This window comes from Pseudomonas sp. TWI628, from assembly GCF_039673865.1.
Classification (GTDB): domain Bacteria; phylum Pseudomonadota; class Gammaproteobacteria; order Pseudomonadales; family Pseudomonadaceae; genus Aquipseudomonas.
The window spans coordinates 1-22172 of the sequence record NZ_JBDJMM010000024.1; the positions used below are offsets into that span (position 1 = coordinate 1).

Consider the following 22172-nt stretch of genomic DNA (forward strand, 5'->3'; position numbering starts at 1 on the left):
TGCCTACGCCCACGCCCTGCCGGAAAACGTCGCGCCACTGATCAAAGAGCTGGCAGCCGGCTACAGCCATGTGCTGGCCCCGGCCACCACCAACGGCAAGAACATCCTGCCGCGCGTTGCCGCGCTGCTGGACGTGGACCAGATCTCCGAGATCATCTCGGTCGAGTCCGCCGATACCTTCAAGCGCCCGATCTACGCCGGTAACGCCATTGCCACCGTGCAATCGAGCGCTGCGGTCAAGGTCATCACCGTGCGCACCACTGGCTTCGATGCCGTGGCCGCCGAAGGTGGTTCGGCCGCTGTCGAAGCGGTAGCTGCTGCGCACAACGCTGGCATCTCGGCCTTCGTTGGCGAAGAACTGGCCAAGTCCGACCGCCCAGAGCTGACCGCTGCCAAGATCGTCGTTTCCGGCGGCCGCGGCATGGGCAACGGTGACAACTTCAAGCACCTGTACAGCCTGGCCGACAAGCTTGGCGCTGCCGTCGGTGCCTCGCGCGCTGCGGTGGACGCAGGCTTCGTGCCGAACGACATGCAGGTCGGCCAGACCGGCAAGATCGTTGCGCCACAGCTGTACATCGCCGTCGGTATCTCCGGCGCGATCCAGCACCTGGCCGGCATGAAGGATTCCAAAGTGATCGTGGCGATCAACAAGGACGAAGAAGCGCCGATCTTCCAGGTAGCGGACTACGGCCTGGTTGCCGACCTCTTCGAGGCCGTTCCAGAGCTGGAAAAGCTGGTCTGATCCGCCTGCTTCACTTATAAAGAAGCCCGGCCCTCGCACTGAGGGCCGGGCTTTTTTTGTTGCCGGGCAAGGAGTGAAGGATGGTGTTGCGCGAAGCGGGCAGGGTGCTGGCATGCATGGTGGCGTTGCTCTCGCCGGTGGTGATGGCGGCAGGCAAGTGCGAGCGGCTGGTGGCAACTGGCAGCCCGGACGCACCGCCGTACTCCTGGCAGGACCCGAAAGACCCGAAACACCTGATCGGCGCCAATGTCGACCTGTTGCGCCAGGTCCTCGGCGAATTGGGCGTGAAAGTCGAGGTGCTCAGTGCCGGTCGGCGCGATCAGGCGCTGGAGGAGGTGCGCAGTGGGCGCATGGACGTGCTGCTCGACACCCCCATGCAGGTGGAGCAACTGACGGCGCTGGATTACATCCACCCAGCCTTGCAGCTCAATGAGTACCTGGTCTGGACGCGCCATGACGCGACGCTGGAGTTCGACGGCCCGGCCGACCTGGCCAAGTACCAGGGCAGCCTGTCCGAGCGTGCGCGCCTGACCCCGGCATTCACTGCCTTCGCCAAGGCCCAGCTGAAGCTGGTGCCAGCGCAGAACCTCACCCAGGCCTTCCAGAAACTGGTGCTGGGCCAGGTCGATTATGTATTGGCCGGGCGTTACTCGGGCATGGCCATGACCCAAGGCCTGGGCATGAGCAACAACCTCATCGCCCGCGGCTTGCCGGTTGACCGCCCAGGCCTGTACCTGGCCGTGTCGCACAATTCGGCCTGCAATGACGCCTGGTTGCGTGGGCAATTGTCGAAAAAGCTGACAGAATTGCCGATCTCCGGTGCGTCCGAAGCCGTGCTGCAACGTAATGTCGAGCGTTGGAAAGCGCAGATGCAAGTGCAGGCGGACGCCCCAAAACATTAGGAAGAGTGCGTGAGAACCCAATCCCTTATCCTGGCCGTGGCCATGCTCGGCCTGGCTGGCTGCGCCAACGACCCGGCGCCCAATGAGCAGATGCGAATTTCCGAGCAGGCGCTGGAGCAGGCCAAGGCAGTCGGTGCCACCGACCAGGTCGAGGCGCTGAAGCTGGCCGAAGACAAGTTCGCCCGGGCCAAGACCAACATGCTGACCGAAGACTACCGCGACGCCCGCATGCGTGCCGAACAGGCCGAGCTGGATGCCCGCCTGGCCGAGGCGCAGGTGCTGAACCAGAAGAGCGAAGAGCAGCTTCAGTTGCTGCAGACACGGGTCAAGCGCCTGCGCAAGCAACTGGAGGTGCAGCCATGATGCGCCTCAATGCGAAAGCCGCGCTGGCGCTGTTGGTGCTGACGGCTGGCTTGCAGGGTTGTGCCAGTCAGCGCAGTTCGGCGGCGCTGGATGACGCGACCGCGGCCTTCCAGAAGGTCAAGGACGATGCCGACGTGCTGCGCAGCGCCCCGCGTGACGTGATCCGTGCCGGTGAGTCGCTGTCCCGTGCCGAGCGCCTTTCTGGCTACATCGGTACCGGCAGCGACGTGCGCCATTATGCCTACCTGAGCCAGCGCTACAGCGAGATTGCCAGCGAGCATGCCAAGCTGGCGCTGAGCGAGGAGCGTCGGGCCAAGCTCGACCTCGAACGCCAGCGTCTGCAACTGGCCCTGCGTGAGGCCAAGCTGGCCAGTGTGCAGCAGCAGGGCAAATGGGTAGAGAGCCAGATTGCCGCGCTGGCCTCGGAGCAGACCGATCGAGGCCTGGTGATGACCCTGAGCGATGTGCTGTTCGACACCGGCAGTGCCGACCTGAAGAACTCGGCCAGCCGCACCGTGCTCAAGCTGGTGCAGTTCCTCCAGCTTAATCCGCGTCGCGTGGTGCGGATCGAAGGCTATACCGACAGCACGGGTACGCCTGAGGACAATCTCACGCTGTCACGCGATCGTGCCCAGTCGGTGGCTGACATGCTGGTTGACCTGGGCATCGATGAAAAGCGCCTGCAGGTCGAAGGCTATGGCGACCAGTATCCGATCGAGGCCAATGCTTCAGAGCGGGGCAGGGCGCAGAATCGCCGCGTGGAAATCGTGTTCTCCGACGACAAGGGGCGACTCGCACCTGCGCGCTGAAGTCATTGAAGAAGGGGCTGTGAAGCAGCCCCGCTTTTCGTCGGTCTGCACGGATTAATCGTTTCGACCGGTGTCACGTAGCTGTATTGTTGATTGGCCTGCAATCTGTCCCAGTACACTTTGCAACTGTTACGGTATGCTCTACCGTCAACGAGTCGTACAAGAATAACGTGCCGCGTGTCGAGATTTCGCCATGACCAACCTGCTGTTGTACCAGCGTATCGCCCAGCAACTGGCCGATGACATCCGTCGCGGTGTCTACCAGCCAGGCGAGCGCGTACCGTCTGTGCGCAAGATGAGCGCCCAGCTCAACGTCAGCCATGCCACGGTGTTGCAGGCCTACGCCAATCTCGAGGATCAGGGGCTGATCCGTGCCCGGCCACAGTCGGGCTACTACGTGCATCAGACGCCCGCCCTGACCGCGCAGACGCCGGATATCGCCCGGGTCGAGCGCCCCGGTCTGGTCACCCGTGCCAGCATCATCCAGCAGGTGTTGACCGAGGCGCGTCGCGATGGCGTGTTCCCGTTCGGCGCCGCTGTGCCGCACGTCGACTATCTGCCAGTGCGTGCCCTGCACCAGCAGATCGCCAAGGTCACTCGCTTTCACAGCCCGCGTGCCTTCAGCTACATGTTCAGCCCTGGTTTCGAGCCACTGCGCCGGCAGATCGCGATCCGCATGCGTGACGCTGGTGTGCTGGTCGACCCGCGTGAGGTGATCGTCACCCATGGCTGTGTCGATGCCCTGCAGATGTCGCTGCGGGTGCTGACCCGCCCGGGTGACCTGATCGCGGCCGAGTCGCCGACCTATTACGGGCTCCTGCAGTTGGCGGACCTGCTGGGGTTGAAGGTGATCGAGATCCCCAGTGACCCGTCTACCGGCATCAGCCTTGAAGCTTTGCAGCTGGCCGCCAACCAGTGGTCGATCAAGGCCTTGGTGCTGACCACACGCCTTAGCAATCCACTGGGCGGCACCGTGCCTGAAGAGCGTCAGAAGCAACTGTTGCGCCTGGCGTCGGACTTCGATATCCAGATCGTCGAGGACGACATCTACGGCGAGTTGATGTTCGAGCAGGGCAAGACCAAGGCGCTCAAGGCCTTCGACCGGCTGGACCGGGTTATCTATTGTTCCAGCTTTTCCAAGACCCTTTCACCCGGCGTGCGGGTCGGCTGGATGGTGGCGGGGCGTTATCAGGATGAAATCCAGCGCCTGCAGACCTTCACCACCCACTCGGCGTGCAGCGTGACGCAGATGGGCGTGGCTGCGTACCTGGAGAACGGTGGCTACGACCGGCATCTGCGCTATATCCGCCAGGAGTATCGCAAGAACCTCAGTGCCTACCAACTGGCGGTACAGCAGCACTTCCCGGAAGGGACCCAGATGACCCGGCCGACCGGCGGTTTCATCCTTTGGGTCAGCCTGCCGGGGCGGGTCAATACCCAGGAGTTGCATGTGCGTGCACTGGAGCAGGGCATCAGTATCGCGCCCGGGCTGATCTTCAGTAATACCGAACAGTTCAACCACTGCATCCGGCTCAACTGCGGCATTCCCTGGAACAAGGAGGCAGAGCGGGCGGTCATCACGCTCGGCCTGTTGGCCCAGCAATTATGCCGAGAATCGCAGCCCTCGCTTATGTAGGCTTGCCAGCGGCGGGCGGAACGGGGAGCATACGCACTTTTCCAGCCCCCGCCTGCCTGTCGATGTTCATGAACCTGTTGCGAACTGCTGCCCTTATTATCTGTATTGCCCCGTTCTGCCTGCCTGGTGGTGTGGCTCACGCTGGGCAGCCTGCTACCCAGGTGCAGGCGGGGCATGACAAGGCAGCAGGCAAGGTGCCAGCAACGCCGGCAGCAAAGGCCAAGCCGGCTGCCAGCAAGGCCAAAGCCAAGCCGAAGCCCAAAGCCAAGCCGGCCAGCAAGGTGGTCTCGCAGCCGTTGCCCAAGGCCAAGCTCGACCTGAGCCTGCCGGCCGACATGGTCAAGGGTCTTGAGCCTGAAGTGGGCGATCCTGCGACTCGCCGCAAACCTTTGCTGCCCGCCATGTTCACGGAAAAACCGGAAACCAGCGACAGTCCGTTTCAACTCAACGGCCGTTTGATCAGCAACGAGATGCAGCTGCAGCTGCGCAACGAAAGCCGCCGTGAGGTGGAAGGCGCGGCCATCGAGTTCGAGTTCCGCAATTGAGCAGGCTCAACTGACTGCTGGGTCACGGCAGATTTCATCGGGCCAGCAATTTCAAACGTATGTTTGAGCGGTTACTATCCAGGGACGATCGTCCCGTTTTGTTCCAGGGGGTCCTGATTTGGCCATGAATTGTCGTGAGGGGTGTGGTGCCTGCTGCATTGCCCCGTCCATCAGCTCGGCGATGCCGCGCATGCCTCAGGGCAAGCCGGCGGGCGAGCGCTGTCTGCACCTGACTGCACAAAACCTCTGCGACCTCTTCGGCAAGCCCGAGCGGCCGGCGGTGTGTGGCGGTTTCAAGGCGGATATCGAGGTGTGCGGCAATGACCGCGACGAAGCGATCAGGATTCTTGGCTGGTGGGAGCAGATAACGGCGGCGTGAGAGGCTGGATCTTCGACAACAAGGATAAACATGATGAGATCGTTCAAGCGTATTGCACTGCTGTGTGGCATGGGTGTCCTGCTGGCGCCGGCTGCCTGGGCCGAAAACTGGCAGGTGGCCAAGGACGAGGAGGGGATCAAGGTCTCGCTCAGTGAGGTGCCGGGCTCCAAGTACAAGGCCTACCAGGGCGTGACCCTGATCAAGGCGCCGCTGGCCAAGGTCCAGGCGCTGCAGGAAGACGCGGTCGGGGCTTGCAAGTGGATTCACGAGTGCAAGTTGCAGAAACTGCTCAAGCAGGAAGGCGACCAGAGCTGGACCTACGCCCAGTTCAATACGCCGTGGCCGGTGACGCCTCGGGACTCGGTGCTGCTCGTGACCACGGTCAAAGGCGCGGATGGCAGCCTGACGCGAAACCTCAAAGAACTGCCAACGTATATCCCGGAAGAGAAGGGCTTTGTCCGGGTAGCGAAGGTGGAGGGTTTCTGGAAGCTGGTGCCCAAGGGTGACAGTACCGAAGTGACCTATCAGGTACACACCGAGCCTGGTGGCAGCGTGCCCTCGATGATCGCCAACAAGTTCGTGGTCGATTCGCCGTTCAATACCCTCAAGGCGTTGCGCGAGCGGGCCGAGAACAACTGAGTTCGGCTCACCGGCAATAAAAAAGGCTGCCAGATGGCAGCCTTTTTGCGTTCGGCCGGTAAAGCTTACTTGCGGTCCTTCAGCTCGACGATGTCACGCTGCAGTTCGCCGGTGTAAAGCTGGCGAGGGCGGCCAATCTTGTACGGGCTGGAGAGCATTTCTTTCCAGTGCGAGATCCAGCCGACAGTGCGTGCCAGGGCGAAGATCACGGTGAACATGCTGGTCGGAATGCCGATCGCCTTCAGGATGATGCCCGAGTAGAAGTCGACGTTCGGGTACAGCGAGCGCTCGATGAAGTACGGATCGGTCAGGGCGATCTCTTCCAGGCGCATGGCCAGTTCCAGCTGTGGATCGTTCTTGATGCCCAGCTCGCCCAGCACTTCGTCGCAGGTCTTCTTCATCACGGTGGCGCGCGGGTCACGGTTCTTGTAGACACGGTGACCGAAGCCCATCAGCTTGAACGGGTCGTTCTTGTCCTTGGCCTTGGCGATGTACTTGTCGATGTTCGAAACATCGCCAATTTCATCGAGCATGGTCAGCACCGCTTCGTTCGCACCGCCGTGGGCCGGGCCCCACAGTGCGGCGATACCGGCAGCGATACAGGCGAACGGGTTGGCACCCGAAGAACCTGCCAGGCGCACGGTGGAAGTGGAGGCGTTCTGCTCGTGGTCGGCGTGGAGGATGAAGATCCGGTCCATTGCCTTGGCCAGCACCGGGCTGATCGGTTTGATCTCGCACGGGGTGTTGAACATCATGTGCAGGAAGTTTTCCGCGTACGACAGGTCGTTGCGCGGATACATCATCGGCTGGCCCATGGAGTACTTGTAAACCATCGCGGCCAGGGTCGGCATCTTGGCGACCAGGCGCACCGCGGAGATTTCGCGGTGTTGCGGGTTATTGATGTCCAGGGAGTCGTGGTAGAACGCCGACAGGGCGCCAACCACACCGCACATCACCGCCATCGGGTGAGCGTCGCGGCGGAAACCGTTGAAGAAGGACTTCAGCTGCTCGTGAACCATGGTGTGGTTCTTGACGGTGCTGACGAACTGGGCCTTCTGCTCGGCATTCGGCAGTTCGCCGTTGAGCAGCAGGTAGCAGGTTTCCAGGTAATCCGATTGCTCGGCGAGCTGTTCGATCGGGTAGCCGCGGTGCAGCAGCACGCCCTTGTCGCCGTCGATGTAGGTGATCTTCGACTCGCACGAGGCGGTCGCCATGAAACCAGGGTCGAAGGTGAAGTGACCAGTGGCCCCCAACCCGCGGACGTCGATTACATCAGGACCAACGGTGCCGGTTAAAATGGGCAGCTCGACGGGGGCAGCGCCCTCGATGACCAACTGCGCTTTTTTGTCAGCCATGTGGCCTCCTATTAATGCTTGAAATCATCAGACAGCCCCCCACGCAGGGCCCGCACCACTATAGAGAAGTAAATTCGAATGTCAATTTGCCTAAAGGCTGGTTGAAACGGCCTTCAAGGGCTGATTTTTCACGAATTTCTCGCCCATTTACGCCTTTTGCTCGCTAAAGGCAATCCGCTATTTGGGCTACCCCGTCACGTTGTCATAAGCAGCCTAACTGTCTATACTCGGCACCCGACTCCCAGGGGCTTGCAAGCCCGAACTGCTGGGGGTCGCCGTTCCCTGGGTGGTGGGTACCTGACCAGTACACTTACCAACAACTTTGCCCTGATTCGCTAGGGGCTCTTCAGTGTGAAAAAAGCCGTGAAAAGCCAACGACCTGTAAACCTAGACCTAAGGACCATCAAGCTCCCTGTCACTGCGTACACGTCCATTCTCCACCGTATCTCCGGCGTCATCCTGTTCCTCGGTCTTGCCATCATGCTTTATGCACTGGGCAAGTCGCTGGGTTCCGAGGAAGGCTTCGGTGAGGTGAAGGCGTGTCTGACCAGCCCGCTGGCCAAGTTCGTGACCTGGGGCCTGTTGTCCGCCCTGCTTTATCACCTCGTGGCAGGTGTACGCCACCTGATCATGGACATGGGCATCGGTGAGACGCTGGAAGGCGGCAAGCTGGGCTCGAAAATCGTGATCGTCATCTCCGTGGTGCTGATCGTTCTGGTGGGAGTTTGGGTATGGTAACCAATGTCACGAACCTGTCGCGTTCGGGCCTCTATGACTGGATGGCGCAGCGCGTATCGGCGGTCGTTCTCGCGGCTTACTTCATTTTCCTGATCGGCTACGTGGTCTGCCACCCAGGCATCGACTACACCCAGTGGCATGGTCTGTTCTCCAACAACGCGATGCGGATCTTCAGTCTGCTGGCCCTCGTTGCCCTGGGCGCTCACGCCTGGGTCGGCATGTGGACCATCGCTACCGACTACCTGACGCCGATGTCGTTCGGCAAGTCGGCGACTGCGATTCGTTTCCTGTTCCAGGCGGTATGCGGCGTTGCGATGTTCGCTTACTTCGTCTGGGGTGTGCAGATTCTCTGGGGTATCTGATCCATGGCTAGCATTCCAACCATTTCCTTCGACGCCATCATCATCGGTGGCGGCGGCGCCGGCATGCGCGCAGCGCTGCAGCTGGCCCAGGGCGGTCACAAGACTGCCGTAGTCACCAAGGTATTCCCGACCCGTTCGCACACGGTGTCCGCCCAGGGCGGCATCACCTGCGCCATCGCTTCGGCCGACCCGAACGACGACTGGCGCTGGCACATGTACGATACCGTCAAGGGTTCCGACTACATCGGTGACCAGGACGCTATCGAATACATGTGTCAGGAAGGCCCGGCTGCGGTCTTCGAGCTGGACCACATGGGCCTGCCGTTCTCGCGTACCGAAACCGGTCGTATCTACCAGCGTCCGTTCGGTGGCCAGTCCAAGGACTTCGGTAAAGGTGGCCAGGCCGCCCGTACCTGTGCCGCTTCCGACCGTACCGGTCACGCGCTGCTGCACACCCTGTACCAGGGCAACCTGAAAGCCGGTACCACCTTCCTCAACGAGTACTACGCCGTTGACCTGGTGAAGAACCAGGAAGGCGCCTTCGTCGGTGTGATCGCGATCTGCATCGAAACCGGCGAAACCATGTACATCAAGTCCAAGGCCACCGTTCTGGCCACTGGCGGTGCGGGCCGTATCTACGCCTCCACCACCAACGCCCTGATCAACACCGGTGACGGTATCGGCATGGCCCTGCGTGCAGGCGTACCGGTACAGGACATCGAGATGTGGCAGTTCCACCCGACCGGCATCGCCGGCGCCGGTGTACTGGTCACCGAAGGTTGCCGCGGTGAAGGTGGTTACCTGATCAACGCCCATGGCGAGCGCTTCATGGAGCGTTACGCGCCAAACGCCAAAGACCTGGCTGGCCGCGACGTGGTTGCCCGTTCCATGGTCAAGGAAATCATCGCCGGCAATGGCGTGGGCCCGAACAAGGACCACGTACTGCTGAAGCTGGACCACCTGGGCGAGGAAGTGCTGCACAGCCGCCTGCCAGGTATCTGCGAACTGTCCAAGACCTTCGCCCACGTCGACCCAGTGGTCGCGCCGGTGCCGGTCGTTCCAACCTGCCACTACATGATGGGCGGCGTAGCCACCAACATTCATGGCCAGGCCATCACCATGGATGAAGAAGGCAAGGATCACATCATTCCTGGCCTGTTCGCCGTAGGTGAAGTGGCGTGCGTATCGGTCCACGGCGCCAACCGCCTGGGCGGTAACTCGCTGCTCGACCTGGTGGTGTTCGGCCGTGCTGCCGGCCTGCACCTGGAGAAGGCGCTGAGCGACGGCATCGAGCACCTCGACGCCAGCGACACCGACATCGATGTTGCCCTGAACCGCCTGAACAAGCTCAACGAGCGTACTTCCGGTGAAGACGTTGCCAGCCTGAAGCGCGAGCTGCAGAGCTGCATGCAGAACTACTTCGGTGTATTCCGTACCGGCGAATACATGCAGAAGGGTATCGAGCAGCTGGCCGGCCTGCGTGAGCGCATCGCCAACGTCAAGATCAACGACAAGTCCCAGGCCTTCAACACCGCGCGTATCGAAGCGCTGGAGCTGCAGAACCTGCTGGAAGTCGCCGAAGCTACCGCCATTGCGGCCGAAGCCCGTAAAGAGTCCCGCGGCGCTCACGCCCGTGAAGACTTCGAAGACCGTGACGACGAAAACTGGCTGTGCCACACCCTGTACTACCCGGGTGAGAAGCGCGTTGCCAAGCGTGGCGTCAACTTTGCGCCGAAGACCGTTCCGGCCTTCGAGCCAAAAATCCGGACTTACTAAGGGTGGCTGCTATGTTGAAAGTCGAAGTTTATCGCTACAACCCCGACACCGACTCGGCCCCCAAGATGGAGTCGTTCGACGTCGATACCGGCGGCAAGGACCTGATGGTTCTGGACGTGCTGGCGCTGATCAAGGAAAAGGACGAGGGCTTCTCGTACCGTCGCTCGTGCCGTGAAGGCGTTTGCGGTTCCGATGGCATGAACATGAACGGCAAGAACGGCCTGGCCTGCATCACTCCGCTGTCGGCTGTGGTCAAGGGCAACAAGCTGGTTCTGCGCCCGCTGCCTGGCCTGCCGGTCATTCGTGACCTGGTGGTCGACATGAGCATCTTCTACAAGCAGTACGAGAAGGTGAAGCCATTCCTGCAGAACGACACGCCGGCTCCGGCCATCGAGCGTCTGCAGTCGCCAGAAGAGCGTGACAAGCTGGACGGCCTGTACGAGTGCATCCTGTGCGCTTGCTGCTCGACCTCCTGCCCGTCGTTCTGGTGGAACCCGGACAAGTTCCTGGGCCCCGCTGCTCTGCTGCAGGCCTACCGCTTCCTGGCCGACAGCCGTGATACCAAGACCCAGGAGCGCCTGGCGTCCCTGGATGACCCGTTCAGCGTATTCCGCTGCCGCGGGATCATGAACTGCGTCAACGTTTGCCCGAAGGGTCTGAACCCGACCAAGGCAATCGGTCACGTACGTAACATGCTGCTGCAAAGCGGCACCTGATACAAAGCGTTGTAACTGCAGTAAGCCGAGGTGCGGGTGGTGAGCCCGCACTGAGGTAAAACCTGAGCAAGGGCCCACAAAGCCCGCGCTCGATACCTATGAAGATATGAGACCAGCAGGGGCTTTCCGGGCTGGTACCCGGAAAATCAGCAGGATCCAAGTGGCGTGGTTCAGTCGCTTTATTCGGACTTTTCCAGGTTTGCTGTGGCTCTCGCCGATCAGTCCCCTAACCGAGGGTGACCAAGCATGCAAGAAAGCGTGATGCAGCGCATGTGGGATAGCGCCCACCTTTCAGGTGGTAACGCTGCATATGTGGAAGAGCTCTACGAGCTCTACCTGCACGACCCTAACGCTGTGCCAGAAGAGTGGCGCACTTACTTCCAGAAGTTGCCAGCCGACGGCAGCACCGCTACCGATGTATCGCACTCGACGATCCGCGACCATTTCGTACTGCTGGCAAAGAACCAGCGCCGCGCCCAACCGGTTTCCGCCGGGAGCGTGAGCACAGAACACGAGAAGAAGCAGGTTGAAGTTCTGCGACTGATCCAGGCCTATCGTATGCGCGGCCATCAGGCTGCCAAGCTTGACCCGTTGGGGTTGTGGCAGCGACCTGCGCCTGTAGACCTGTCGATCAATCACTACGGCTTGACCAATGCCGATCTTGATACGACCTTCCGTGCCGGCGACCTGTTCATTGGCAAGGAGGAAGCGAGCCTACGCGAGATCTTCGAGGCGCTCCAGAAGACATATTGTCGCACCATTGGCGCCGAGTTCACCCATATCGTCGATTCCGAGCAGCGCAGCTGGTTCCAGCAGCGCCTGGAAAGCGTGCGCGGCCGTCCGGAATTCTCGGTCGACGTGCAGACGCACCTGCTTGAGCGCGTGACCGCCGGTGAAGGCCTCGAGAAGTATCTGGGCACCAAGTACCCAGGCACCAAGCGTTTCGGCCTCGAGGGTGGCGAAAGCCTGATCCCGATGCTGGACGAGATGATTCAGCGCTCCGGCTCCTATGGCACCAAGGAAGTCGTGATCGGCATGGCCCACCGCGGCCGTCTGAACGTGCTGGTCAACACCTTCGGCAAGAACCCGCGCGAGCTGTTCGACGAGTTCGAAGGCAAGAAGATGAACGAGCTGGGCTCCGGTGACGTGAAGTATCACCAGGGCTTCTCCTCCAACGTGATGACCCCGGGTGGCGAAGTTCACCTGGCCATGGCGTTCAACCCGTCCCACCTGGAAATCGTCTCGCCAGTGGTGGAAGGTTCGGTGCGCGCCCGTCAGGACCGTCGCAACGACACCGTGGGTGACAAGGTTCTGCCGATCTCGATCCACGGCGACGCTGCGTTCGCCGGCCAGGGCGTGGTCATGGAAACCTTCCAGATGTCGCAGACCCGCGGTTTCAAGACCGGCGGTACCGTGCACATCGTGATCAACAACCAGGTTGGTTTTACCATCAGCAACCCGCTGGACGCACGTTCCACCGAGTACGCCACCGACGTCGCCAAGATGATTCAGGCGCCGATCCTGCACGTCAACGGTGACGATCCGGAAGCGGTGCTGTTCGTGACTCAGCTGGCCATCGATTACCGCATGCAGTTCAAGCGTGACGTGGTCATCGACCTGGTCTGCTACCGTCGTCGCGGCCACAACGAGGCTGACGAGCCGAACGGCACCCAGCCTTTGATGTACCAGCAGATCACCAAGCAGCGCACCACCCGTGAACTGTATGCCGATTCGCTGATCCAGGCCGGTCGCATCGACGCCGAGCGTGCTCAGGCCAAGATCGACGAGTACCGCAACGCCCTGGACAATGGCCTGCACGTGGTGAAGAGCCTGGTCAAGGAGCCGAACCGCGAGCTGTTCGTCGACTGGCGTCCGTACCTGGGCCATGCCTGGACCGCGCGTCACGACACCCGCTTCGACCTCAAGACCCTGCAGGACCTGTCGGCCAAGCTGCTGGAACTGCCGGAAGGCTTCGTCGTCCAGCGTCAGGTCGCGAAGATCTACGAAGACCGTCAGAAGATGCAGGCCGGTGGCTTGCCGATCAACTGGGGTTATGCAGAGACCATGGCGTACGCCACCCTGCAGTTCGAAGGTCACCCGATCCGCATGACCGGCCAGGACATCGGCCGTGGCACCTTCTCGCACCGTCACGCGGTGCTGCACAACCAGAAGGACGCCAGCACCTACGTACCGCTGAAGAACCTGTTCCCGGGCCAGCCGCGTTTCGACCTGTACGACTCCTTCCTGTCGGAAGAGGCCGTACTGGCATTCGAATACGGTTACTCGACCACCACGCCGAACGCGCTGGTGATCTGGGAAGCCCAGTTCGGTGACTTCGCCAACGGTGCCCAGGTAGTGATCGACCAGTTCATCACCAGCGGCGAGCACAAGTGGGGCCGCCTGTGTGGTCTGACCATGCTGCTGCCGCACGGTTATGAAGGGCAGGGGCCGGAGCACTCCTCCGCGCGTCTGGAGCGTTACCTGCAGCTGTGCGCCGAGCACAACATCCAGGTCTGCGTACCGACCACTCCGGCGCAGATCTACCACCTGCTGCGTCGTCAGGTCATCCGTCCGCTGCGCAAGCCGCTGATCGTGCTGACGCCGAAGTCGCTGCTGCGCCACAAGCTGGCCGTCTCGACCCTGGAAGACCTGGCCGAAGGCTCGTTCCAGACCGTGATCCCGGAGATCGACACCCTCGATCCGGCCAAGGTCGAACGCCTGATCCTGTGCGGCGGCAAGGTGTACTACGACCTGCTGGAAAAACGCCGTGCCGAAGGCCGCGAAGACATCGCGATCCTGCGTCTGGAGCAGCTGTATCCGTTCCCTGAGGACGACCTGGTCGAAATCCTGGCGCAATACACCAACCTCAAGCATGCGGTCTGGTGCCAGGAAGAACCGATGAACCAGGGCGCCTGGTACAGCAGTCAGCACCACATGCGCCGTATCCTGGGCCGCCACAACAAGGCACTGGTCCTGGAATACGCCGGCCGCGACGCTTCCGCCGCGCCAGCCTGTGGTTACGCATCGAAGCACGCCGAACAGCAGGAAAAACTGCTGCAAGACGCCTTCACTGTTTAATGCCTTCGCGCACCTGAAACCGAATTTAAGGAAACACAGATAATGGCTATCGAGATCAAAGCCCCAACCTTCCCGGAATCGGTTGCCGATGGCACCGTTGCCACCTGGCACAAGCAGCCGGGCGACGCCGTCAAGCGTGACGAGCTGATCGTCGACATCGAGACCGACAAGGTCGTCCTGGAAGTGCTGGCCACCGCCGACGGCGTGCTGGGCGCGATCGTCAAGGGCGAGGGCGACACCGTCCTGTCCGACGAAGTGCTGGGTTCGATCGTTGAAGGTGGTGCTGCCGCTGCTGCTCCAGCTGCTGCCCCGGCCGCTGCTGCTCCGGCTGCCGCCGCCGCCGACGCTGGTGAAGACGACCCGATCGCTGCGCCTGCCGCTCGCAAGCTGGCCGAAGAAAGCGGTATCGACCTGGCTACCGTTGCCGGCACTGGCAAAGGTGGTCGCATCACCAAGGAAGACGTCGTTGCCGCCGTCGCCAACAAGAAGTCGGCTCCAGCGCCTGCTGCCAAGCCTGCTGCTGCCGCTGCTGCCCCGGTTGTCGTTGCCGCTGGCGACCGCACCGAGAAGCGCGTGCCGATGACCCGTCTGCGCGCCAAGATCGCCGAGCGTCTGGTCGAAGCCCAGTCGAACATGGCCATGCTGACCACCTTCAACGAAGTCGACATGACCGAAGTCATGGCCCTGCGTTCGAAGTACAAGGACCTGTTCGAGAAGACCCACAATGGCGTACGCCTGGGCTTCATGTCGTTCTTCGTCAAGGCTGCCACCGAAGCCCTGAAGCGCTTCCCGGCTGTCAACGCCTCGATCGACGGCAACGACATCGTCTACCACGGCTTCGCCGACGTCGGCGTCGCCGTGTCCAGCGACCGTGGTCTGGTGGTTCCGGTCCTGCGTAACGCCGAGTCGATGAGCCTGGCTGAAATCGAGAACGGCATCGCCACCTTCGGCAAGAAGGCCCGTGACGGCAAGCTGTCGATCGAAGAGATGACCGGTGGTACCTTCACCATCACCAACGGCGGTACTTTCGGTTCGATGATGTCGACCCCGATCGTCAACCCGCCGCAGGCCGCTATCCTCGGCATGCACAACATCATCCAGCGTCCGATGGCCATCAATGGCCAAGTGGTTATCCGCCCGATGATGTACCTGGCACTGTCCTACGATCACCGCCTGATCGATGGCAAGGAAGCGGTAACCTTCCTGGTCACCATCAAGAACCTGCTGGAAGATCCGTCTCGCCTGCTGCTGGACATCTAATCGCGCGGCTGTAAGCTGCAAGCGGCAAGCTTCAAGTCGAAGCGTGTCTGTCTTGCGGCTTGCAGCTTGCCGCTTCAAGCTAAAAAGGAATCTTTTATGACCCAGAAATTCGACGTAGTGGTAATCGGTGCAGGTCCTGGCGGCTATGTTGCTGCCATCAAGGCCGCACAACTTGGTCTGAAGACTGCCTGTATCGAGAAGTACACCGACGCCGAGGGCAAGCTGGCCCTGGGCGGCACCTGCCTGAACGTAGGCTGCATTCCGTCCAAGGCGCTGCTGGACAGCTCCTGGAAGTACAAGGAAGCCAAAGAGAGCTTCAACGTCCACGGTATCTCCACTGGCGAAGTGAAGATGGACGTCGCCGCGATGGTTGGCCGCAAGGCTGGCATCGTCAAGAACCTGACCGGTGGCGTTGCCACCCTGTTCAAGGCCAACGGCGTTACCTCGATCCAGGGCCACGGCAAACTGCTGGCTGGCAAGAAGGTCGAAGTCACCAAGGCTGACGGCACCACCGAAGTCATCGAAGCCGAGAACGTGATCCTCGCTTCCGGCTCGCGTCCGATCGACATTCCGCCGGCTCCGGTCGACCAGAACGTCATCGTCGACTCCACCGGCGCCCTGGAATTCCAGTCGGTACCTAAGCGCCTGGGCGTGATCGGTGCTGGCGTGATCGGCCTGGAGCTGGGCTCGGTATGGGCTCGCCTGGGTGCTGAAGTCACCGTCCTGGAAGCCCTGGACACCTTCCTGATGGCTGCCGACACCGCCGTGTCGAAAGAAGCCCAGAAGACCCTGACCAAGCAAGGCCTGGACATCAAGCTGGGCGCCCGCGTCACCGGCTCGAAAGTCAACGGCAACGAAGTCGAAGTGACCTACACCAACGCCGAAGGCGAGCAGAAGATCACCTTCGACAAGCTGATCGTTGCGGTCGGCCGTCGTCCGGTGACCACTGATCTGCTGGCTGCCGACAGCGGCGTGACCATCGACGAGCGTGGCTACATCTTCGTCGACGACTACTGCGCTACCAGCGTACCGGGCGTGTTCGCCATCGGTGACGTGGTACGCGGCATGATGCTGGCGCACAAGGCCTCGGAAGAGGGCATCATGGTCGTCGAGCGCATCAAGGGCCACAAGGCCCAGATGAACTACGACCTGATTCCGTCGGTCATCTACACCCACCCGGAAATCGCGTGGGTCGGCAAGACCGAACAAGCCTTGAAGGCCGAGGGTGTTGAGGTTAACGTAGGCACCTTCCCGTTCGCGGCCAGCGGCCGTGCGATGGCAGCCAACGATACCGGTGGTTTCGTCAAGGTCATCGCCGACGCCAAGACCGACCGTGTCCTGGGTGTTCACGTGATTGGCCCATCGGCTGCCGAACTGGTACAGCAGGGCGCAATCGCAATGGAATTCGGCACCAGTGCCGAGGATCTGGGCATGATGGTCTTCAGCCATCCAACCCTGTCCGAAGCGTTGCATGAAGCAGCGCTGGCAGTGAATGGCGGCGCCATTCACGTGGCCAACCGTAAGAAGCGTTAATTATAAGAAACCACGGCGGGCTGCCCGTCGTGAGTCTTGCGTGCATGACTCACCGCGGAACGTCCGCCGGACCGGACTACACGGGAAAACCCGGGGTCAATGGTCACAGGTGGTGCGGCGCCAGCAATGGCGCAGCGCCGAAGCGCAGTACCTAACGAAGACGGTAAAAAGCATGAATCTTCACGAGTATCAGGGTAAGCAGCTGTTCGCTGAATACGGCCTGCCAGTTTCCAAGGGTTTCGCAGTCGACACCCCTGAAGCTGCAGCAGAAGCCTGCGACAAGATCGGCGGGAACGAGTGGGTCGTAAAAGCCCAGGTTCACGCAGGTGGTCGCGGCAAAGCGGGCGGCGTCAAGCTGGTTCGCAGCAAGGAAGACGCCAAGGCGTTCGCTGCACAGTGGTTGGGCAAGAATCTGGTTACCTACCAGACCGATGCCAACGGTCAACCCGTCTCCAAGATTCTGGTCGAATCCTGCACTGACATCGCCAAAGAGCTGTACCTGGGCGCTGTAGTGGATCGTTCGAGCCGCCGTATCGTGTTCATGGCTTCCACCGAAGGTGGCGTGGACATCGAGAAAGTCGCGCACGACACTCCTGAGAAGATCCTCAAGGCTACCATCGACCCACTGGTTGGCGCTCAGCCGTTCCAGGGTCGTGAGCTGGCGTTCCAGCTGGGCCTGGAAGGCAAGCAAGTTCAACAGTTCGCCAAGATCTTCGTTGGCCTGGCCAAGCTGTTCAAGGATCACGATCTGGCCCTGCTGGAAGTGAACCCGCTGGTGATCAAGGCCGACGGCGACCTGCACTGCCTCGATGCCAAGATCAACATCGACGCCAACGCCATGTACCGTCAGCCTAAGCTGAAGACTTTCCACGACCCGTCGCAGGACGACGCCCGTGAAGCCCACGCTGCCAAGTTCGAACTGAACTACGTTGCCCTCGAAGGCAACATCGGCTGCATGGTCAACGGTGCCGGCCTGGCCATGGGTACCATGGACATCGTCAACCTGCACGGCGGCAAGCCAGCCAACTTCCTCGATGTGGGCGGCGGCGCTACCAAAGAGCGCGTTACCGAAGCGTTCAAGATCATTCTGTCCGACAGCAATGTCGCGGCCGTTCTGGTCAACATCTTCGGCGGCATCGTTCGCTGCGACATGATTGCCGAAGGCATCATCGGTGCAGTGAAAGAAGTCGGCGTGAAAGTTCCGGTTGTGGTTCGCCTTGAAGGCAACAACGCCGAACTGGGCGCTAAAGTACTGGCAGAAAGCGGTTTGAACATCATTGCGGCCACCAGCCTGACCGACGCTGCTCAACAAGTTGTCAAAGCTGCGGAGGGCAAGTAATGAGCGTCCTGATCAATAAAGATACCAAAGTCATCTGCCAGGGCTTCACCGGCTCGCAGGGTACTTTCCACTCCGAACAAGCCATCGCCTACGGCACCAAGATGGTCGGCGGCGTTACGCCAGGCAAGGGTGGCACCACCCACCTGGGCCTGCCAGTGTTCAACACTGTGAAAGAAGCCGTAGAAGCCACCGGCGCTGACGCTTCGGTCATCTACGTTCCGGCTCCTTTCTGCAAGGACTCGATCCTGGAAGCAGCCTTCGGCGGCATCAAGCTGATCGTCTGCATCACCGAAGGCATTCCTACCCTGGACATGCTGGATGCCAAGGTCAAGTGCGACGAGCTGGGCGTGACCCTGATCGGCCCTAACTGCCCAGGCGTGATCACTCCGGGCGAGTGCAAGATCGGCATCATGCCAGGCCACATCCACCTGCCAGGCAAGGTCGGTATCGTTTCGCGTTCCGGCACCCTGACCTACGAAGCGGTCAAGCAGACCACCGACGCCGGCTTCGGCCAGTCGACCTGCGTGGGTATCGGTGGCGACCCGATCCCAGGCTCCAACTTCATCGACATCCTGAAGCTGTTCCAGGAAGACCCGAAGACCGAAGCGATCGTCATGATCGGTGAGATCGGCGGTTCGGCTGAAGAAGAAGCTGCGGCCTACATCAAGGCCAACGTCACCAAGCCAGTCGTTTCCTACATCGCCGGTGTTACCGCACCTGCGGGCAAGCGCATGGGCCACGCTGGCGCCATCATCTCCGGCGGCAAGGGCACTGCGGACGAGAAATTCGCTGCGCTGCAGGACGCTGGTGTGAAGACCGTGCGTTCCCTGGCTGACATCGGCAAGGCCCTGGCCGAGCTGACTGGCTGGGAAGCCAAGAAGTAATACCTGCTACACCCCCCACGCGCACAGAGGCCACCTTCGGGTGGCCTTTGTCGTTTTTGCAGTTCGAACAGGCAGTTAGGTTTTTCGATAGATTTGATAGGAATTTTCGCGCAGACGAATGTTTCAATCAGAGGATAATTCCTACTGTCCCCGGTCACATAGACGACAAACATGTACGCACATCGGACAAGCAGCACTGTGCCAGTGCGTTTGCCGGGTAAAACGGTTAATCTACGCGCTCACTCTGTGCCCGTACCCCAAAAGGGAACGACACGCTAAACGGGTCTGGCCTACCAAGCCGGGCAGCATTTCCCTCATCCAAAAGGGAAATCCCCTCTCGAATCCCGATTTCAGCAGTGTGGTACTACCTTAAATGAAAGTTCTCAAAGGCCAGGATATCCTGGCGCTTGGCTTTATGACGTTTGCGCTTTTCGTAGGCGCTGGCAACATCATCTTCCCGCCTATCGTCGGTCTGCAGTCTGGCCCGCACGTATGGATGGCGGCCCTGGGCTTCCTGGTCACTGCGGTAGGCCTGCCGGTCATCACCGTGGTCTCCCTGGCCAAGGTCGGTGGCGGCATGGACGCCCTGAGCAGCCCGATCGGCAAGTTCTTCGGTGGCCTGCTGGCGGCCGTGTGCTACCTGTCGGTCGGCCCGCTGTTCGCGACGCCGCGTACGGCGACCGTGTCGTTCGAAGTGGGCGTGGCACCGCTGACCGGTGAAAGCCCGACTGCGTTGTTCATCTACAGCCTGGTGTACTTCGCCGTGGTACTGGCCGTGTCCATGTATCCGGGCAAGCTGCTCGACACTGTCGGCCGCTTCCTTGCGCCGCTGAAGATCATCGCGCTGGCGGCGCTGGGCATCGCTGCCTTTGCGCTGCCGGCCGGGACCATTGGTGAAGCGCAGCCGGCCTATGCCGCCGCCGCCTTCTCCAAAGGCTTCTCCGATGGCTACCTGACCATGGACACCCTCGGTGCCCTGGTATTCGGTATCGTCATCGTCAACGCCATCCGCTCGCGCGGTGTCGAGTCGCCGAAGCTGATCACTCGCTATGCCATCATCGCCGGCCTGATCGCCGGTGTCGGTCTGGCCCTGGTGTACATCAGCCTGTTCCGCCTGGGCGCCACCAGCCACGACATTGCCGCCGATGCCACCAACGGTGCAGCCGTTCTGCACGCCTATGTGCAGCACACCTTCGGCTCGCTGGGCAGTGGCTTCCTCGCCGTGCTGATCGCCCTGGCGTGCCTGGTGACTGCGGTGGGCCTGACCTGCGCCTGTGCCGAGTACTTCAGCCAGGTCCTGCCACTGTCGTACCGTGCCCTGGTGGTGATCCTGGCAGGCTTCTCGCTGCTGATCTCCAACCTGGGCCTGACCAAGCTGATCATGTTCTCGATCCCGGTGCTGACCGCCATCTATCCGCCGTGCATCGTGGTGGTGGGCCTGAGCTTCGTGAAGGACCTGTGGAATTCGCCGACCCGTATCCTGGCGCCGGTGATGCTGGTGTCGCTGGTGTTCGGTATCGTCGATGCGATCAAGGGCAGCGACATTGCCCATGTGCTGCCAGACGTGCTGGCGCACCTGCCGTTGAGCGATCAAGGCCTGGCCTGGCTGGTGCCTTCGGTGGTGACGCTGATGGGTGCCGTGGCCTGTGACCGCATGCTCGGCAAGCCGCGCGAAGCGTTGGCCTGAAGGCACAGGTTGAAGCCTGAGGGCGGCACCGGCCACAAGCCGTAGGGTGCTCGCCAAGGGTGGAGACTCGAAAGCCCCGTATCCGCAAGGATGCGGGGCTTTTTCGTTTCAGGGTGTGCCTTTTGCCACTTGCAGGCGTCGAAACCCGGTCACTATCCTTTGTGCACCTGGCCCTCGGGAACCCTGCATGAACTTTATCCAAAGCAACCTCCACAACCTTCTGGCCGTCTGCTGGTTCGCCCTCTGCTGGGGCGGCTACACCCGCTATGCCATCTGGAAAGGCCGCGACACCGCATGCCTGGCCAGCGTGCTGCACCTGTACCGGGAAGACTGGATGCGCCGCATGTTGCTGCGTGACAACCGCATCGCCGATGCCAGCGTGATCGGCAACCTGGAGCGCAACGCCTCGTTTTTCGCCTCCAGTACCCTGATCATCCTCGCCGGCATTCTCACCGTACTGGGTGCTTCGGATCGTGCCCTGTCGCTGCTTGCGGACCTGCCGCTGGTGCAGCAGGCGTCCCAGGGCATGTCGGAGATCAAGCTGTTGTGCCTGGCGATGGTCTTCGTCTACGCCTTCTTCACCTTCAGCTGGTGCATGCGTCAGTACAACTTTGCCGCGGTGCTGGTGGGCTCCGCGCCGATGATTGGTGAGCGCCAGGTCAACGAACTGGAGCGCAAGGCTTTTGCTTCGCGTGCTGCACGGGTGCTGTCGCTGGCGGCCAACCAGTTCAACTTTGGCCTGCGCTCTTATTACTTCGGCATGGCCATGCTGACCTGGTTCATAAGCCCCTGGCTGTTCATGGTCGTGAGTGTCGGCGTGGTGTTGGTTCTGTATCGCCGTGAGTTCCATTCCGATGTATTGGACGTCATGGTGTTCACGCCCACTGAAAGTGCGCCGACAGAAGTACTCAAGGAAAGTTCCAGTAGCATTAACTGAAACGTTTAATCCAGTAAAGGCAGGCACAAAAAAACCCGACATTGTCGGGTTTTTTTGTTTCGGTCGATTACTGCTTGGCAGGTTCGGCCGGAGTGGCAGGCGCGGTTTCCGGCGCCGGAGTAGCCGGGGCGGCCTCTTCGGCAGCCTTCTGCTCGGCTTCGGCCTGATCTTTGGCGGCTTCGGCGTTTTCCTTGGCGGCTTCGTTCATTTTATCCTGAGCTTCGCCCATCTTTTCCTGGGCTTGCTCGGCGTGTTGCTGTGCGTCTTGGGCTTTGTCTTCGCTCGCTTTATCGCAAGCAGCCAGGCCCATGGCAGCAGCCAGCATCAGAGCAAAAGCAAAAGGTTTACGCATGGGGGTGTTTCTCCTTGGTGGAATAATTGACTTGTTCCTTCGAGTTCAATCACGCGGAAGAAGTTCCGCAAAGGTTACAGATATATAACGCCCCGTTCTATATAGACTTTTTATTGATTTTATGCAGCGGTGGCAGTGCT

At 61.0% G+C, this 22172-nt stretch carries 21 protein-coding genes; 19 read left to right on the forward strand and 2 right to left on the reverse strand.

What is annotated here, in order from left to right; translation table 11 throughout:
- The 8 genes from ABE528_RS18920 to ABE528_RS18955 form a co-directional block, all read left to right on the forward strand.
- The coding region (locus ABE528_RS18920) for an FAD-binding protein (RefSeq protein ID WP_346653766.1) at positions 1–742 on the forward strand (742 nt) is incomplete at its 5' end.
- 80 nt (positions 743–822) lie between these two features.
- On the forward strand, positions 823–1644 hold the full coding sequence (locus ABE528_RS18925) for a transporter substrate-binding domain-containing protein (RefSeq protein WP_152957187.1): 822 nt from the start codon (positions 823–825) through the stop codon (positions 1642–1644).
- A 9-nt stretch (positions 1645–1653) separates the two neighbouring features.
- Positions 1654–2007, forward strand: a complete 354-nt coding sequence (locus ABE528_RS18930) for a DUF4398 domain-containing protein (protein WP_085673058.1) — start codon at positions 1654–1656, stop codon at positions 2005–2007.
- Positions 2004–2816, forward strand: a complete 813-nt coding sequence (locus ABE528_RS18935) for an OmpA family protein (protein ID WP_346653767.1) — start codon at positions 2004–2006, stop codon at positions 2814–2816. Before ABE528_RS18930 ends, ABE528_RS18935 begins: the two co-directional genes overlap by 4 nt.
- 193 nt (positions 2817–3009) lie before the next feature.
- The gene (locus tag ABE528_RS18940; RefSeq protein ID WP_152957189.1) at positions 3010–4452 is read left to right on the forward strand and encodes a PLP-dependent aminotransferase family protein; all 1443 of its coding nucleotides are present in this window, start codon (positions 3010–3012) and stop codon (positions 4450–4452) included.
- A gap of 68 nt (positions 4453–4520) precedes the next feature.
- Entirely contained in the window at positions 4521–4997 is a 477-nt protein-coding gene (locus ABE528_RS18945; protein ID WP_346653768.1) for a hypothetical protein, read from the forward strand.
- A 124-nt stretch (positions 4998–5121) separates the two neighbouring features.
- Entirely contained in the window at positions 5122–5376 is a 255-nt protein-coding gene (locus ABE528_RS18950; RefSeq protein ID WP_152957191.1) for a YkgJ family cysteine cluster protein, read from the forward strand.
- A gap of 33 nt (positions 5377–5409) precedes the next feature.
- Positions 5410–6015, forward strand: a complete 606-nt coding sequence (locus ABE528_RS18955; protein ID WP_346653769.1) for an START domain-containing protein — start codon at positions 5410–5412, stop codon at positions 6013–6015.
- 65 nt (positions 6016–6080) lie between these two features.
- Here ABE528_RS18955 and gltA read toward each other — a convergent pair whose 3' ends face one another.
- Positions 6081–7370 (reverse strand): citrate synthase, encoded by a 1290-nt coding sequence (gltA, locus tag ABE528_RS18960; RefSeq protein WP_054884059.1) that lies wholly within the window; start codon positions 7368–7370, stop codon positions 6081–6083.
- Positions 7371–7721: 351 nt separating this feature from the next.
- Here gltA and sdhC point away from each other — a divergent pair, with 351 nt between their 5' ends.
- The 11 genes from sdhC to ABE528_RS19015 all read left to right on the forward strand — a co-directional run bounded on the left by sdhC (position 7722) and on the right by ABE528_RS19015 (position 21680).
- Positions 7722–8108, forward strand: a complete 387-nt coding sequence (sdhC, locus tag ABE528_RS18965; protein ID WP_012315350.1) for a succinate dehydrogenase, cytochrome b556 subunit — start codon at positions 7722–7724, stop codon at positions 8106–8108.
- Positions 8102–8470 (forward strand): succinate dehydrogenase, hydrophobic membrane anchor protein, encoded by a 369-nt coding sequence (gene sdhD, locus ABE528_RS18970; protein WP_027921320.1) that lies wholly within the window; start codon positions 8102–8104, stop codon positions 8468–8470. The genes sdhC and sdhD overlap by 7 nt, the downstream gene beginning before the upstream one ends.
- 3 nt (positions 8471–8473) lie before the next feature.
- Positions 8474–10246, forward strand: a complete 1773-nt coding sequence (gene sdhA / locus ABE528_RS18975; RefSeq protein WP_060512814.1) for a succinate dehydrogenase flavoprotein subunit — start codon at positions 8474–8476, stop codon at positions 10244–10246.
- Between the two features lie 11 nt (positions 10247–10257).
- Positions 10258–10962, forward strand: coding sequence for a succinate dehydrogenase iron-sulfur subunit (locus tag ABE528_RS18980; protein ID WP_152957192.1), 705 nt, complete (start codon positions 10258–10260; stop codon positions 10960–10962).
- Positions 10963–11208: 246 nt separating this feature from the next.
- Positions 11209–14040, forward strand: a complete 2832-nt coding sequence (locus ABE528_RS18985; protein WP_346653770.1) for a 2-oxoglutarate dehydrogenase E1 component — start codon at positions 11209–11211, stop codon at positions 14038–14040.
- Positions 14041–14082: 42 nt separating this feature from the next.
- Entirely contained in the window at positions 14083–15300 is a 1218-nt protein-coding gene (gene odhB / locus ABE528_RS18990; protein ID WP_152957194.1) for a 2-oxoglutarate dehydrogenase complex dihydrolipoyllysine-residue succinyltransferase, read from the forward strand.
- A gap of 96 nt (positions 15301–15396) precedes the next feature.
- Positions 15397–16833: a dihydrolipoyl dehydrogenase gene (gene lpdA / locus ABE528_RS18995; protein ID WP_152957195.1), complete on the forward strand. Its 1437-nt coding sequence runs from the start codon at positions 15397–15399 to the stop codon at positions 16831–16833.
- A 172-nt stretch (positions 16834–17005) separates the two neighbouring features.
- Positions 17006–18172 carry an ADP-forming succinate--CoA ligase subunit beta gene (gene sucC / locus ABE528_RS19000; protein ID WP_028632226.1) on the forward strand — a complete coding sequence of 389 codons (1167 nt, stop codon included), beginning with the start codon at positions 17006–17008 and terminating at the stop codon, positions 18170–18172.
- Positions 18172–19056 carry a succinate--CoA ligase subunit alpha gene (sucD, locus tag ABE528_RS19005; RefSeq protein ID WP_016393102.1) on the forward strand — a complete coding sequence of 295 codons (885 nt, stop codon included), beginning with the start codon at positions 18172–18174 and terminating at the stop codon, positions 19054–19056. Before sucC ends, sucD begins: the two co-directional genes overlap by 1 nt.
- A 373-nt stretch (positions 19057–19429) precedes the next feature.
- Positions 19430–20743, forward strand: coding sequence for a branched-chain amino acid transport system II carrier protein (brnQ, locus tag ABE528_RS19010; protein WP_346653771.1), 1314 nt, complete (start codon positions 19430–19432; stop codon positions 20741–20743).
- Between the two features lie 187 nt (positions 20744–20930).
- Complete coding sequence (locus ABE528_RS19015) at positions 20931–21680, forward strand: DUF599 family protein (RefSeq protein WP_152957197.1); 750 nt, start codon at positions 20931–20933, stop codon at positions 21678–21680.
- Between the two features lie 67 nt (positions 21681–21747).
- On the opposite strand, the gene ABE528_RS19020 is transcribed toward ABE528_RS19015, so the two are convergent.
- Positions 21748–22032: a hypothetical protein gene (locus tag ABE528_RS19020; RefSeq protein ID WP_152957198.1), complete on the reverse strand. Its 285-nt coding sequence runs from the start codon at positions 22030–22032 to the stop codon at positions 21748–21750.
- Positions 22033–22172: the final 140 nt, after the last annotated feature.